At 61.4% G+C, this 14057-nt stretch carries 15 protein-coding genes and 1 pseudogene; 9 read left to right on the forward strand and 7 right to left on the reverse strand.

The window, feature by feature from the left end; all coding sequences use genetic code 11:
* From VBE63_RS19650 to VBE63_RS19675, 6 genes are all read right to left on the reverse strand, one after another.
* Positions 1–437, reverse strand: a 437-nt coding sequence (locus tag VBE63_RS19650) for a transposase (protein ID WP_323684716.1), incomplete at its 3' end; no start/stop codon positions are given.
* Between the two features lie 210 nt (positions 438–647).
* Positions 648–950 (reverse strand): UPF0175 family protein, encoded by a 303-nt coding sequence (locus tag VBE63_RS19655; protein WP_323684717.1) that lies wholly within the window; start codon positions 948–950, stop codon positions 648–650.
* Positions 951–1083: 133 nt separating this feature from the next.
* Positions 1084–1332 carry a hypothetical protein gene (locus VBE63_RS19660; RefSeq protein ID WP_323684718.1) on the reverse strand — a complete coding sequence of 83 codons (249 nt, stop codon included), beginning with the start codon at positions 1330–1332 and terminating at the stop codon, positions 1084–1086.
* 1 nt (position 1333) lies between these two features.
* Positions 1334–1639: a hypothetical protein gene (locus VBE63_RS19665; protein WP_323684719.1), complete on the reverse strand. Its 306-nt coding sequence runs from the start codon at positions 1637–1639 to the stop codon at positions 1334–1336.
* Positions 1636–2391 carry a P-loop NTPase gene (locus VBE63_RS19670; RefSeq protein ID WP_323684720.1) on the reverse strand — a complete coding sequence of 252 codons (756 nt, stop codon included), beginning with the start codon at positions 2389–2391 and terminating at the stop codon, positions 1636–1638. Before VBE63_RS19670 ends, VBE63_RS19665 begins: the two co-directional genes overlap by 4 nt.
* 83 nt (positions 2392–2474) lie before the next feature.
* Positions 2475–3002 (reverse strand): hypothetical protein, encoded by a 528-nt coding sequence (locus VBE63_RS19675; protein WP_323684721.1) that lies wholly within the window; start codon positions 3000–3002, stop codon positions 2475–2477.
* Between the two features lie 442 nt (positions 3003–3444).
* Here VBE63_RS19675 and mobC point away from each other — a divergent pair, with 442 nt between their 5' ends.
* The 5 genes and pseudogenes from mobC (at position 3445) to VBE63_RS19700 (ending at position 8389) form a co-directional block, all read left to right on the forward strand.
* Complete coding sequence (mobC, locus tag VBE63_RS19680; protein ID WP_323684722.1) at positions 3445–3780, forward strand: plasmid mobilization relaxosome protein MobC; 336 nt, start codon at positions 3445–3447, stop codon at positions 3778–3780.
* 64 nt (positions 3781–3844) lie between these two features.
* Positions 3845–4846, forward strand: coding sequence for a relaxase/mobilization nuclease domain-containing protein (locus VBE63_RS19685; protein WP_323684723.1), 1002 nt, complete (start codon positions 3845–3847; stop codon positions 4844–4846).
* A gap of 23 nt (positions 4847–4869) precedes the next feature.
* Positions 4870–5067, forward strand: coding sequence for a conjugal transfer protein TraD (locus VBE63_RS19690; RefSeq protein WP_323684724.1), 198 nt, complete (start codon positions 4870–4872; stop codon positions 5065–5067).
* Positions 5067–6112, forward strand: a pseudogene (locus tag VBE63_RS19695) (ArdC family protein). Before VBE63_RS19690 ends, VBE63_RS19695 begins: the two are co-directional and overlap by 1 nt.
* Before the next feature lie 51 nt (positions 6113–6163).
* A complete protein-coding gene (locus VBE63_RS19700; protein ID WP_323684725.1) occupies positions 6164–8389 on the forward strand; it encodes a strawberry notch-like NTP hydrolase domain-containing protein in 2226 nt (741 codons plus the stop codon).
* Positions 8390–8413: 24 nt separating this feature from the next.
* Here VBE63_RS19700 and VBE63_RS19705 read toward each other — a convergent pair whose 3' ends face one another.
* Positions 8414–11392, reverse strand: coding sequence for a Tn3 family transposase (locus tag VBE63_RS19705; RefSeq protein WP_323684726.1), 2979 nt, complete (start codon positions 11390–11392; stop codon positions 8414–8416).
* A gap of 133 nt (positions 11393–11525) precedes the next feature.
* On the opposite strand from VBE63_RS19705, the gene VBE63_RS19710 reads away from it, so the two are divergent.
* The 4 genes from VBE63_RS19710 to VBE63_RS19725 form a co-directional block, all read left to right on the forward strand.
* A complete protein-coding gene (locus tag VBE63_RS19710) occupies positions 11526–12155 on the forward strand; it encodes a recombinase family protein (RefSeq protein ID WP_323684727.1) in 630 nt (209 codons plus the stop codon).
* Between the two features lie 64 nt (positions 12156–12219).
* Positions 12220–12453 carry a hypothetical protein gene (locus VBE63_RS19715; RefSeq protein ID WP_323684728.1) on the forward strand — a complete coding sequence of 78 codons (234 nt, stop codon included), beginning with the start codon at positions 12220–12222 and terminating at the stop codon, positions 12451–12453.
* Positions 12446–12850 (forward strand): type II toxin-antitoxin system VapC family toxin, encoded by a 405-nt coding sequence (locus VBE63_RS19720; RefSeq protein ID WP_323684729.1) that lies wholly within the window; start codon positions 12446–12448, stop codon positions 12848–12850. The genes VBE63_RS19715 and VBE63_RS19720 overlap by 8 nt, the downstream gene beginning before the upstream one ends.
* A 37-nt stretch (positions 12851–12887) precedes the next feature.
* The coding region (locus VBE63_RS19725; RefSeq protein WP_323684730.1) for a strawberry notch C-terminal domain-containing protein at positions 12888–14057 on the forward strand (1170 nt) is incomplete at its 3' end.

Here is a 14057-nt window from a genome sequence, read left to right on the forward strand (position 1 = left end):
TCTACTATAATATGTCGCTTTCTTCCCTTGACAAGCTTCCCACCATCGAATCCGGATTCAATTCCAGATTCTGAAGTTCCTTTGACACTTTGGCTATCAATGATAGCCCCAGTCGGATCTGGTGCGCGTACTCTTTTAATGCGCAAGCGCTGACGTAATTCTGTATTTGCTTTTTCGAAAAACTGATTGTCTGTCCATTTGTTATAGTAATAATTTACATTTTTATAACTTGGGAAGTCATTTGGCAAATATCGCCATGGGCAGCCCGTTTTGTTGATATAAAAAATAGCATTGAATATTTTTCGAAGATCTTCGGTTCTTGGACGTCCAGTTATATAAGGTTCAAGCTCTTCTACAATTTCTTTTAGGATTTTCCATTCCTCATCGGTCAGATCACTTGGGTACTTTTGGCCTGGCTGAAGCCGATCAGGATTCATGTTGCACTTCTATAAGAAAACGGCTATAAGCCAGTATTTCAATAGATTCTAGAATATTTTAACTTAAAAATCAATAAGTTAGTTTTTAGACAGCCTCTCAGAAGACATGGCCAGTGGAGCCCTTTGAAGGTGGCATCAGCATAGGCCAAGTCGTCAGATCACGCGAGTTTGTACGATATCGCCTCGGCTGTTGGCTTAAGGTTTAGACGGCTACAGGCAGCGATCAAGCGGTTGATGATGTGCGCTACAGAGCGGGTCGCTACACCTAACCATCAATGCCTCGAAGGCACGATAGCTAGCGTCCGCCTTTTCCGCTGAGATGTTGACGAAGGTCAGGCCTTTTTGTCCCAGTAGGGCGAAGAACTCCTGATAGCTCAGATCGAGCAGCTCAGCGGCCTTACTCAAACTGATCGCGCCCACCTGGCGTTGCTCGATGATGAAGTCCTCATAGAGCGTTCGACGCAGTTCGTCCTCACTTTGAAAATTGGCGGCTAGCTCATCGGGTAGTGTCAATGTTAGCTGCATCATTGCCACCCAAGAATTTTAACCAGGTTGTTGTTCAGGGTCTCGTCGGCCAGCAAGAGGATCACGCCGAATCCTGCTGCGTCTGGCGCGCGATTAATCGTTCAGCTGCGACGACCATGTCTTATGCGATCAGAATCAGCGATGCAACTGCCGCGAGCGTCATGGTCGCGCCGACACCGAGCAGTATCCCCGCAGCGATCCAGATCCAGGTGATGACCGGTGGCGGTGCGTTTGAGACTGCCGTCACTGTTGATGGCTGGAGGGTTTGCGATCTGGCTCCTGTGTCTTGCATCTGTGCGCGCAACGATCCTGCAGTCTGGATCACCACTTGCTGGAGTGCATGGTTCTGCCCTTCGATGAGCGCCTCCATGTCAGCCTTCCAGGCATCGTGCAGCGCCTGCTGAGCTTCTAGAAACGAGGCTCGATCCTGCAGCGATACCTGTTCGATCCAGGATCTTCTGATCCTCGGCAAACTGCTCAACCTGTCGGATCGACTCGCTGGTCGCGCCCCGGATCGCATCGGCCACCGGGGTGACGACCTCCTCCAGATACCGCCGCAAGACGACCTGATTCAGCAGCACCACTGCCAAGATCGGATCATCACGCGAGATCGCCACGCCGTGAGAACGGGCCACCTCCGCGATCATATCGCCGATCAGATCGTCAGGCGCGTTCACGCCGAAGCGCGTGCCAAGCGTTCGCCCTCTTCGCCATCAATGGGCAGGGCATCGAGCTGTGCCCATAACTCATCACGGATGCGCTTGATCCGAGTGCGCGGCATCAGATCGAACTGCTCAATCGCCTCGGCGAAGGTCAGGCGCTGGCGCAGCATCTCCTCGGTGTCCTTGCCGAAGGTGGCCTTGGTCCGAGCCGGCAGGAGGATAGTCCCGAGAATCCGGTCCCGCGCCTCGTGCAGAAACGCCGCCTCCGCGATGGGCCGGCCATGAAGTTCCAGCGGACCCAGATGCTCGTTCAGCCACAGAATCACTGGCACATCCGTCGCCGCCAGTAGCGCCATGGTCCCCTTCACTGTCTCCTCTGCATCCGGACCTCCTGCGATGACCGTCTGTACAACGACCCGGTGACCCAACTCCTGGAGCAGGGCGAAGACCCCGTTCTCCACCTCATAGGCCATCAAGGTTTCGAAGCCGTTGCTGCCGACATCGACGACGACCTGGCCGTCGTCCGGCGCCTTGACCACGATCCCCACCAGGGTATCCAACGCCCGTGGGTCGATCACATGATTCTGCGACAGCTTCAGGTGGGTCGCCTTCAGTGGCGCGTACTGCAGTAGGGTCGGGTTGAGCGTATCGGTATCGATGCACGCCACCGACCGCCCTTGCTCCACCAGCCACTGGGCGAAGGCCGCAGTCAAATAGCTCTTACCCACCCCGCCCTTGCCTTGCAGGGTCACATACAACGTCGCCATGGAATGCTGCTACTCCGTCGGAAGATGGATAGAACGTGGAAGATGATTCGATGCCTGGACGATCCCAGGCTGACGAGACGCGATCAGTGTTCGGTGTCTGTCCTGTCGTCATCCTTATTGATGAAGGTGACCTCCGGCCGCGCCGTCGGGTCCCAGTCGAAAGACTTAGGCCGTTTTGGCACCGCCAGCGGATCACGCGATGCCTGCCGTACATCGGCGCCCGATCGCGCATCTCGTTCTGTCTTTGATGCACCCTTGAGGCACTGCTCGCCGTCAGATGAGGAGAGATCCTCCGGCGACCCGTACCCATTGCTCCTTTCCCTACCGCCTTCCTGGCGTCCGGTCTGCGTCTGATTCCGCTTGCTCCGCGCCCGATAGAACGCGCTGCGGAAGGTCGCGATCGTCATCTCGATGCCGCTCTCGCGCAGCGTCTCCAAGATCTGCTCATGGGTTGCCCCGGCCTCGATCGCGTTCTCGATCTTTGGCAAGAGCCGCCGGATCTGCGCCCCAATTGACGGCGGTGCCAGCTTGGCCGCCAGTCGATCCAGCGCCGCTTCCGCCGCCTCGACCGGGCTCGTCTTCTCTACGGAATCCGCCTTGTCATGAGTCATGAAGCACCATTGCGCAAATTACGAGTTAGCTATGCGCGAGAAAAGCAAGAGAAGCGCGTTAGAAAGAAATATACGCGCATAAAAAATGCATGACAAGTGCATAAACATGTGAGAAACTTGCCTAAAATATGCAGTAACCGCGCAGTAGCACGCGAAACTTAAGCGATAGGCATGCAACACCGGCGAGCATCGCGGGGGAGGGGGTTGAGGGGTCGGCTAAGGCAGGATAGGCAAAATGTGGTACATCTTTGCCGCCGCGCCTGCCCAGACCCTCCGTCCCCCTCTCAACCAAGCGCCCAACCCGCACCTGTCGTGCGCGGGCAACCCGAAGAGAGACTGATGGAGCACAGCACCACCCACAGCGCGCCGCCAGCCGTAATGGCCTACAAGCGGTATGCACCGCGCGTTTGCTTGGCCTATCTCGACGGTCAGCGAGCCACCCATGGCTAACTCTGCCGTCCTTCGCTTTCGCATCCCACCACGGTTGCGTCGGCTGATCGATTCGCACCGAGGGCAGGGCTCTATCTCTGCTTGGCTCCGCGCAGCCGCGAGCCAACGCCTTGAACAGGAGCACGGCATCGATCCGCCGTTACGTCATCTCCTCGAGGAACACGATCGTCAGCTGCGTGGGCTCGGAATCAACCTCAATCAGCTCGCTCACGCAGCCAATGAGGGTCGCCCCGTAGTGGTTCCGCAGGCCCTGCTCGATGAGATCGACAGTCGAATCCGCGAGAGCCGGCTGCTGCTGTCCGATCTGAAGACTCGCTTGCCGGACTGAGCCTGCGTATGTGTCATGCCGTCGTTGAACAGGTTGGCGCTTCGACGCCGCTCGAGTGGATGCCATGAGTACGGTCTCGAACCAACTCGAAGATGACTGGCGCTTTGTCTTCGCCAAGACCGGCCGGGCCAAAGCTGGCCAAGCACAGAAGCCACCCTCGGCGAGCGCATTGCGTCAGACGCTACTGACCGCGGTTCGACGAAAGCCCCAGGTCATGGTCAAGATCACCAGCTTCTCGTCGTCGTCAAAGCAGCTGGGTGCGCATCTGGATTACATCTCCAGGAACGGCGACAACGAGGTCTTCGACCATCAGGGGGTTAGCTTTTCCAGCATCGGTGACCGAATCGGACTGTCGACGCAGGAGGCAATGCATGCCTATGGGCAGGCTTTTGCGAGTGTTACGCCAAAGCAGAACGGGGAGGGCGCTCGGAGAGCACGCGGCAGACCACGCAAGCGCATCAGCATGAACCTCATGCTCTCGATGCCCGCCGGCACCGAGACCGGCGCTTTCGAGCTGGCGGTCAGAGACTTCTTGAATAACCAGTTCCAGGCCCACGATCGGCTGTTCACCTTCCACGACGATCGTGATCACTACCACGCCCATGTGGTCATCGGGCTGCAGGGCGATGATGGCCGCTGGTTGAACCCGCGCAAGCATGACCTCTTGGCGTGGCGAGAAAGCTTCGCTGACAGTCTCGAGCGCTATGGCATCCCCGCCACGGCCCTGCCTGCCTATAGCCGTGGCAAGGGCAAAGAGGGGTACCGCAGGGACCTCGAGGAACTCAACCGTCGCGGTACCCGCGAGCGCCCGAATCCATCCCCGAGCTACGAGGCCGAGACCGAAGAGCGTGCAATCCGTCGTCGCGCCGAGGCATGGACCCGCATCGCGGATCACTATGCGGCCCAACAGGATCACGAAGCCGCGAACGCCATCCGCGATTACGTCGCCGACCATTACGACTATCGACCAGAGCCCGGTGTTCACCAAGCGCCTGATCAAAGCCTGACCCCACCGCCATCACTCAAGCAGCGCAACCGTCTCGAACATCAGGGGCGCGAGCGCTGATCTCATTCACACCAGGAGTCACGATGACCAGAACCACTGATCAAGAGCTACTGTCGCTCAACATCCCGGGTACCCGCATCGAGCTCGATCCAGGCACCGCCGAGGAGCTAGGTGCCTTCGAAGAGCAGGCACTGACCGAAGACGAAGCCTTGGCCTCCGCCGACATTCCAGCCGAGTACCTCCCAGAGCAAGCGCTTGAACCTGACGAGGAGGGCGCCTAATGGCCCGTTCAGCCAAGAGCCAGCGCAAGACCGAGGATAAGCCGCGCATCCCCTACCATGAGCAGGTCGCCAATACGCTCATCCAACAGCTCGAGGAAGGCACCGCTCCCTGGCAAAAGCCTTGGGCGCCCGGCTCCTTATCGCTACCGCACAATCCGGTCAGTGGCACCCGCTATCGAGGCGGCAACGCCCTCTGGCTGCAGATGCACGGACGGGGTGATCCGCGTTGGATGACCTATAAGCAGGCGCAAAGCGTCGGCGCCCAAGTCCGCCGTGGCGAGAAGGGCACCTTGGTGCAGTACTACAAATTCCACGACCAGGTGCTGCTCAAGGACGACGCTGGCAAACCGTTACTGGATGCCGAGGGCAACAAGCGCTACCGCAACATCGAGCTAGACCGACCCAAGGTCTTCACCGCGGTCGTCTTCAACGCCGAGCAGATCGAGGGCCTGCCGGCCCTGCAGACGACGACGCCGAATTGGGATCGGCACGAGCGTGCCGAGGCCCTGCTGCAGGCCTCCGGTGTCGAGATCCGCCACGACCAAGTCGATCGCGCCTTCTATCGGCCGGCGACGGACAAGATCCATTTGCCCCCGAAAGACAGCTTCTCGAGCGCTGATCGCTACTACATCACGGCCACCACGAGACAGCCCACGCGACCGGCCATCCCAGCCGCCTGAACCGCGACCTCGCCCATCCCTTCGGCAGTGCGGGCTACGCCAAGGAAGAGCTACGCGCTGAGATCGCCTCGCTGATGATCGGCGAGCGCATCGGCATCGGTCATGACCCTGGCCAGCATGCCGCCTATGTCGAGCACTGGATCAAGGTGCTCAAGGACGACCCGAAAGAGATCCTCCGCGCGGCAAGAGACGCCGACAAGATCAGCGATCACCTGCTCGCCCACGAGAAGGACCGTCAGCCAGCAAACATCGAGAAGCTCCCGCCCGTTGAGCGCACTGCTGCGCGCGAGCTTCCAGCCAGCATGCCACCGCCGAAGCGCGCCGCCGCCACGCCTCGTCGGGCTCAAGCCGGTCACGAGCGCTGATGCTCGCGATCCCTGGTTGACCGCTTTTGGACGTTGTTGACACGGAGCTTCATGGCCAAGAAACAGACCGACAACCCCTATCAGATCGCCTTCGACTTCGACGACTGGCTGGCGAACCCGGCGCCATCTCTGCTCGCGTCAAAGGAGTCCTCTCTGTCGCCACGCTACGCACTTGCACTGCGCCTGCGCGAGTACCTGGCTAGCGGAGACCCGTTGACCTCGCGTCAATTGGCCGCGGAGGCCACAGAGGCCTTCGGCGGCACCCAATCCGAGGGCAAGTGGTCGTCCAAAGACGCCTACGATGCGCTTGAGGTCGCGGTCAATCTCCATCTCAGAGAGACTGAATCCGAGGCCTGGACAGGCTTTAGCCAGGAGCAGGCGGCACAGAAGGCACGCGATCTCACCAATCTTGTGCAACGCTTGCCGACGCAGACGCGTCGTGATGCGGAGATGGACGAATTCCAGCAGTTCTCGACGCCACCGGCGCTGGCCTTCGTCGCCAACTGGACGGCCAACCTCGGTGCCGAAGACCGGATACTGGAGCCATCCGCCGGGACCGGCGACCTGGTGATCTGGCCACAACTCGCCGGCGCCGATCTGCTGCTCAATGAGCTGTCCGAACGTCGCCGCGAGCTGCTCAAGGATCTGTTCCCAGAGGCGACCTTGACCGGCGAGAACGCCGAGCAGCTGCACAACATTCTGCCGCGCTCCTTGGTCCCGACCGTGGTGGTCATGAATCCTCCGTTTTCGGCGACGGCCGGACGTATCCAAGGCCAGCGCAAGACCGCCAACGGCGCAAGACATCTCGAGCAAGCCCTGGAGCGCCTCGCCGAGAACGGGCGCCTGGTGGCGATCGTCGGTGATGGCATGGGACCGGATCGGCCGGCCTTCCGCGATTGGTGGGACCAGATCCAGAGCCGTTACAACGTGCGTGCGAACATCGGCATCTCCGGTCGCGAGTACGCCAAGTACGGCACAACCTTCGATAATCGTCTCCTCGTCATCGACAAGGACGGGCCAACCCGCGCGCCGGTGCTGGTGGCCTCGGTCGAGTCGGTGTCCGACCTACCGCTACTGCTGGAGGCTATCCGCCATGATCGGCCACGACTACGCACTGCTGAACAGCCAACCCTTGAATCAACGCGCGGCGACCATCCTCGCCCAGGGCCAGATCCTCTGGAGTCCGGATCAGGAGATCGCGACCCTGGCCCTGCTGCGTCAAGCACTTCAGAAGGGCGCGCTGGAGACACCGACGATCGAGGAGCCGATGCTCCTGATGGCGCGCTTGGAGGCGAACCCCGAGGAGGCGATGCGTCTGCTGACGGAGTCCGCCCCAGGGGAGAACTACCAGATCGAGCTCGATCCCGATCCGGATCAGGCCGCGGCGCAGCTCCTGGAGGAGATCGTGGCGTCACTCAGAGCCCAGTCGGCAACGCTGCCCCTGTAGCGAACGCGCCAGAGAGCCCGCCGGCCGTGCCGGTCGCGAGCCCTGTCCCGATCAAGGGCAATGTGGAGCACGAGCCTGAGCCCAAGGCGGAGCTGACCGAATCGGTCTTTACCGCCTACCGACCGCAGCGGCTCATGATCCCGGGTGCCCACGCGCATCCAGGGAGACTCGTCCAGAGCGCGGCCATGGGCGCTGTCGAGCCACCAGCGCCGACCTACAATCCACAGCTGCCCACGCAGGTGATCGAGGAGGGGCGACTCTCCCTCGCTCAGCTCGAGGCCGTGGTCTATGCTGGCCAAGCGCACAACGAGCGCTTGCCCAACGGGTCGAGGAAAGGCTTCTTCATCGGTGATGGCACCGGGGTCGGCAAGGGCCGAGAGATCTCCGGGGTGATCCTGGACAACTTAGTGCAGGGTCGAGAGAAGGCCGTTTGGGTCTCCTTCAACCGCGGGCTGATCGAGGACGCGCGAAGGGATTTCGCCGGTGTCGGCGGTGATCCGGACCTCTTATTCTTCCAAGGAGACACCAAGGCCAGCGCGACGATCACGCGCGAGAAGGGCATCCTCTTCACCACCTACAGCACCCTGCGCGGTGGCGAAAAGCGCCAGAGCACCGACCAGGATGGCCGGGTAGGACAGACACGGCTGCAACAGCTGACCGACTGGCTGGGTCCGGACTTCGATGGGGTGATTGCCTTCGACGAGGCCCACAGCATGGGCAACGCGATTGCCGTGAAGGGCGCGCGCGGCGAGCGCAAGCCGTCCCAGCAGGCCATCGCCGGGATCAACCTGCAGAAGGAGGTGCCGGATGCACGCGTGCTCGGGGGGTAAGCTCGGGATACGTGTAAATTTTTATCACTTCGGATCGCCAACCGGGAACGGCAGCGGTCTCGGCTGAAGCGGCGGCGGCAAGATGTTCATGTCGACGTCGAACTGTCCGAAGCGCCGTAGATGGTCGCGGATGGTGGGAGCGGTCTTTGCAGCCAGCTCGGGCGTCACGGGCAAACCCTCTTCGGCCATGCGGGCGAGCACATCCGTCAGGTCGACGACGTTCTGCAGCATCACGGCGTTGGCGACCAGCCCCATGTATTTCACCTGCTTGAGCTGCTCGACCGGGTCGCCGCTCTTGATGACCGGTCCACCGAAGCCGATCCAGTCCAGGAAGTCGTTGTGGGACTCGATCTTGGTGGTCTCGGCGCGGATGCTCTGGCGTAGGTCGGCCTCGGAGACGAAACGCAGAAGGAACAAGGTCCGCACGACCCGGCCCAGCTCTCGGAAGGCCAAGTAGAGCCGGTTCTTCCGGCTGCGGCTGCCCAGCTTGCGGAGCAGCATCGACGGTAGCACCTTGCCGGCCTGGATCGACAGGACCACCTGCATCATGTCCTGCCAGTGCGTTTCGATGAGCCCCCAGTCGATGGTCTTGGTGAAAAGCGCGTCGATATGAGCGTACTTCGCTCCGGCATAAGGCCGGTAGAACTCGGCGTCGTTCCAGGTGCGCATGCGCGGCAACAGATCGATTCCGAGTAGATAGGCCAGCCCGAAAACCGGCTCACTCTGGCCGTGGGTGTCGGCGTGGACGGTGTCGACCTCGAAGCCCGAACGGTTCTGAAGTAGTCCGTCAAGGATGTAGACCGCCTCCCAGACTCCGCAGGCGATGAAGTTGCTGAATAGCGCGATGTAGGTTGCCGAGATGTGATGGTAGGCGATGCCGCCGTAGCGGCCGTAACGGATGTGCTGTTCACCGAGCAGGTTATTCTCGCGCAGCTCCATGTGGGTGCCGTCGGCGATCGCCACGTTCGGCTTACCCCAGAGCATGGGCAGCTCGAACCGGGAGTACTCACGGATGATGTCGGCGGACGCGGCCACGAGTTTGTCGACGGTGACATGCTGGGCGTTGATCCGACGCAGCGAGTGCCGGTTAATGCTTTCCGGTGCGTGGCGTGCGGTCTGGTTGACACCGAGGTTGCAGCCGAACCCGAAGACGGCGAACAGATACCGCTTGGTCGCGTCCTCCAGCTTGGGATCGGACCCGGACAGCGGACCGAAGTGGCGCGTGAATGACGACCAGTGCTGGACGTGCTTGAGCACATCGAGCAGATGCCGCTCCGGCATCCGTTCCCGGATCGCTTGCTCGAAGGCTTGAAGACCTTGGGGTAGCGGCTGAGCGACCTGGCGGATCAGATGCGGGGTTCCATCCTGGTCGATTCGCAATGCGCTGTTGTCGGGGAAGCCGGCGTCGACGGTTCTGGCCAGCTCCTCCAGTTTGTCTCGCAGCTCGGAGACGAACCGGCTGGGCTGGGTCGGCAGCTTCAATGCGGCGCTGTAGTCCTTGAGCCTGCGGTCGCACTCGTCCCAGGGCAACAACTGGGTGCGGTAGTCATCGTAGGCCCCGGACCCGGCGACATACAGGTCGCCGCTTTGCAGCGCCTCGGCCAGGTACATCAACACGCACAGCTCCAGGGCATGGCGATCGAGCAGGACCTCGCCGTCGTGGCGCTGCTGGACGAAGGCTTGCCAGCGTTGCGAGGCGAAGCCAAGATCCAGTGTGACATCCAGGAGCTTGCGGCGGCTGCGCTGGTGCTGAAGGACGATTTTCAGGGCGTCGAGAAGACGCGTGTCCGCGCTCGCCGACTCCAGCGTCAGCAGACCGAGCAACCGGAACAAGCTACTTCGCCCGCCACTGTGGATCGGCCACAGCAACGGCAGGTAGTTGTCGTTGTGGTAGGCGGTTACCGCGTGAAACTGGGCGCCGAGGGTCTCGATACCACCCTGTTCGATGAGCACTTGGCGCACGTTGCGGCCGAACTCCTCATCGGCATCCGTGGCACCGGCCTGTCGCAGGACCTGGCCGAAGACCGCGAGCAGCTCTTCCTCGATTGCGCGCTGGTTCTTCTGCAGGGTGTGCAGCCGCTCGATGGCCCGGTTGCGAGTGCGCCGCATCCTGCGGATGAGCATCTCGACAAGCTGATCACGCGTCTTGGTCTGGGTCTGATGCAACAGGCACAGCAGCAAAGTGTGTCGCCGCCCTGGCTGGCAGACATCACGCAGGTCACCGGTTTCCAAAGCCTTGGCCTCGGCGGCGAACTGCCGGATTTTCGTGTGCGGGATCTCGCCAAGGAGCGGCCTGGGATCAACAATGGCATCCAGCTCGGCGAGCCGGTCGATCCACAGCCGTAGGTGTTTCAGGTTCGGTGGCCCCGGGTTCTCCTTGAGTCTCGAGAAGCGGTTCAGGTGGTGTTCGGCTGTATGATCGAGCATCGCATCGAGGACTCGCCGCTGAGCCCCGATCAAAGCGGCATCGATCTGCCGATAGATTTCCTCATGGATGGATTGGCGAAGATTGCCGATCAGCCGGTCCAGGTTGCTGAACGCGGGAAGCTCGATCCCCTCTTTGACCAGGGCCTCGACCGACGCGCTGATCAGGTCCGCTGGGTCGCTCATGACCTGAGCTGCGCGATGGACCGTCCTGATCACGACCTCGCGGCCGCCGTGAGAGAACGGACGGCTGCCGAGGTGCTTGCGAATCGCTTCGCGATATCGATGCACCGTCGCCGGCCGAGCGATACCATCGACCAGAGCCGTCTCCTCATCGAATCCGAGCACATTGGCAACATGCCGACGGATCTGATCGGGAACGTCTTCGAGTGCCGGGAAATAGCCCAGGAACTGGCGGGTCTTCAGGCCGATCGCCAGCGAAAATCGGCCGACTTCGCCGTGGGCGTATCGACGGACGAAGGCGTTCTCGTCTTCACTCAGGGTGAAGTTCGCCGCAAGCTCAGCGTCGGTGAACTGCCCGCGAAAGCGGGGATACGCGGTACGGTCGATGGAGGCCATGGCAGGGGCTCGCGAGGTGTCCGAAAAAGGGTTTGCCCAGACGGCCAGAAAGTGCTTGATTGACCACGACCGACGCGGCTGAATTTAGCTGGCCGGAAAGGTAACCATTCTCGGACGTGCGATCCACACACTCATGCTCCAGAAGAACCGAGCTGCGCTCTACCTCCGGGTCTCGACGGCGGATCAGAAACCCGATCTGCAGTTCGACGGGCTGCGGGGCTACGCCGAGCGCACCGGGTTGGAGATCGTGCGGGACTACTTGGACGTGGCGGTCTCGGGTCGGCGCCAGGGCCGCCCCCAGCTCGATGCCCTGATGCACGATGCGCGTGATCGCGCCTTCGACTGCGTGCTGGTGTGGAAATTCGACCGCTTCGCCCGCTCGACCAAGCACCTGCTGAGCGCACTGGAGGAGTTCAACCACCTCGGCATCCGGTTCGTGAGCGTCCAGGACCAGATCGACACCACCTCACCCATGGGCAAGGCGATGTTCACGCTCATCGGTGCGATGGCGGAACTGGAGTCCTCGCTGATCAGCGAGCGCGTCTCGGCGGGTATGAAGGCAGCAAAGGCACGTGGCAAGCACCTAGGTCGACCGCGAACGCCGACGACGGTCGTCACAGAGGTCGAGGAACTGGCGAGAACGACAGATCTGAGCGTGCGCGAAATCCAGCGGCGCATCGGCGCCAAGACCGGGCGCGGCGTCGTTGGAGACATCGTCAAACGGATACGGCAGGACCCGAAGCTCGAAACAGCACGTAGCTAAAGAAGCTTGAGGGATCGCCCCTCGAACCTCGAGGGACGCTCTAAAGAACAGGTTACCCAGAACGATGAACGCGATCGAATTCCAGGCCGTCGCCCACGACGGCGTTCTCGACATTCCGCCGGAGCATCGCCACGTCTTGGACGGCAAGAAGGTGCGCGTCGTCCTGGTCGCTGCAGAGCCGCAGAACAGCGATGCCAACGAGACGATCTTTTCGCGGCTGCGAAAGGTGAAGACCCAAGGGCCAGCGGATCTCTCGACCAATCACGACGCCTACGTCGTCGGCGAAAGGGATGCCTGAGTCCGTCTTCGTCGACACCGGCTACATCCTCGCCCTGGTCAACGAGAACGATCAGCATCACGCCCAAGCAGTCGCACTCTCGGAGCAGTTCGACGGCCACCCCATCGTCGTCACCAATGCGGTGTTGCTGGAGATCGGTAACGCCCTGTCGAGGATGGACCGCGACGCTGCTGTGCAGATCATCGAGGATCTGCGTGAGTCTCCAGGCGTCACCGTTGTGAACTTGACGCCGGAGCTGTTCGAGTCGGCGTTCGAGCTGTACCGGCGCCACACCGACAAGCAATGGGGCCTGGTCGACTGCGTCTCCTTCGTCGTCATGCGCAATCGAGGATTGACGACTGCTCTCGCCTTCGACCAACACTTCGTCCAGGCTGGATTCCTCACGCCACGTGCCTGAGGGGCCGTCCGGGACGAAGTGATAAAAATTTACACGTATCCCGAGCCTACCCCTGCTCTACGTCTCGGCGACCGGCGCCACCGAGGTCTCGAACCTGACCTATGCCGAGCGCCTTGGGCTTTGGGGAGAAGACACACCCTTTGCCGACGCCAAGGCATTCATCGGCGAGGTCTCCTCAGGCGGCATCGCCGCGATGGAGCTGACCGCTCGAGATCTGAAAGCATTGGGCGTCTACACCGCCCGCTCGCTCTCCTATGAGGATGTCAGCTACGAACGCTTGGAGTATCCACTCTCTGCGTTCGAGCGCGAGGTCTACGACGAGCTCGCCGGCGCTTGGCAGGTGGTCCTGTCCAATGTCGATGAGGCCTTAGAGCTGACCGGAGGCGGGCACAGCCCGCAGGCGAAGAGCGCTGCGCTGTCGCAGTTCTGGGGCGCGCATCAGCGCTTCTTTAACCAGGTGCTGACCGCCTTGCAAACGCCGGCCGTCATCGATCACATGCGCTCGCAGATCGATGCCGGAAACGTCGCCGTGGTGCAGATCGTCAACACCAATGAGGCCGCCCAGGAGCGCATTGCCGCTGCCGCGACCGCACAGGGTACCGCCCTCGAAGAGCTGGATTTCACGCCTCGGCAGCAGCTGATGGATTACGTGCGCAACGGCTTCCCAGTCGTCGCCCACGAGCAGGTCAAGGATGCCAATGGCAATGTGCACTGGCAGCCGGTCACCGATAGCGAGGGCAAACCGGTCTTCGACCAGCGCGCCATCGCCATGCGTGATGCATTGTTGGAGACGTTGACGCAGATCCGCGTGCCAGAGAATCCCTTAGACTCGATCATCAACGCCTTCGGTGCTGACCAGGTCGCCGAGATCACCGGTCGGGGCCGGCGCTTCGTACAGACGCGCGACGAAGAAGGCAATCTGCGTGTTGTCGAAGAACGCCGTGGCAAGAACGCCTCCCGGGTGGATGCCGAGGCCTTCCAGGCCGACAAGAAATCAGTCCTTGTCTTCTCTGGGGCGGGCGGGACCGGGTACTCGTTCCATGCCGACAATACCGCTCAGAACCGCCGCCGACGCATCCACTACATCCTGCAGCCCGGCTGGAGTGCCCCGGCCGCGGTTCAGGGCTTCGGGCGTACCCATCGCACCAATCAGGCCTCAGCACCGCATTACGTGCTGCCGACCACCGACCTAGCAGCCTGTCGGACT

This window comes from Lamprobacter sp., assembly GCF_034860625.1.
In the GTDB taxonomy this organism is placed as follows: Bacteria; Pseudomonadota; Gammaproteobacteria; order Chromatiales; family Chromatiaceae; genus Lamprobacter.

Bases quoted from the DNA above. Each gene is read 5' to 3' on its own strand.
- VBE63_RS19660 (WP_323684718.1), bottom strand. From the start codon at position 1,332: ATGGAGGCGCTCATCGAAGGGCAGAACCATGCACTCCAGCAAGTGGTG.
- VBE63_RS19670 (WP_323684720.1), bottom strand. From the start codon at position 2,391: ATGGCGACGTTGTATGTGACCCTGCAAGGCAAGGGCGGGGTGGGTAAG.
- VBE63_RS19675 (WP_323684721.1), bottom strand. From the start codon at position 3,002: ATGACTCATGACAAGGCGGATTCCGTAGAGAAGACGAGCCCGGTCGAG.
- mobC (WP_323684722.1), top strand. From the start codon at position 3,445: ATGGCTAACTCTGCCGTCCTTCGCTTTCGCATCCCACCACGGTTGCGT.
- VBE63_RS19685 (WP_323684723.1), top strand. From the start codon at position 3,845: ATGAGTACGGTCTCGAACCAACTCGAAGATGACTGGCGCTTTGTCTTC.
- VBE63_RS19690 (WP_323684724.1), top strand. From the start codon at position 4,870: ATGACCAGAACCACTGATCAAGAGCTACTGTCGCTCAACATCCCGGGT.
- VBE63_RS19700 (WP_323684725.1), top strand. From the start codon at position 6,164: ATGGCCAAGAAACAGACCGACAACCCCTATCAGATCGCCTTCGACTTC.
- VBE63_RS19705 (WP_323684726.1), bottom strand. From the start codon at position 11,392: ATGGCCTCCATCGACCGTACCGCGTATCCCCGCTTTCGCGGGCAGTTC.
- VBE63_RS19710 (WP_323684727.1), top strand. From the start codon at position 11,526: ATGCTCCAGAAGAACCGAGCTGCGCTCTACCTCCGGGTCTCGACGGCG.
- VBE63_RS19715 (WP_323684728.1), top strand. From the start codon at position 12,220: ATGAACGCGATCGAATTCCAGGCCGTCGCCCACGACGGCGTTCTCGAC.
- VBE63_RS19720 (WP_323684729.1), top strand. From the start codon at position 12,446: ATGCCTGAGTCCGTCTTCGTCGACACCGGCTACATCCTCGCCCTGGTC.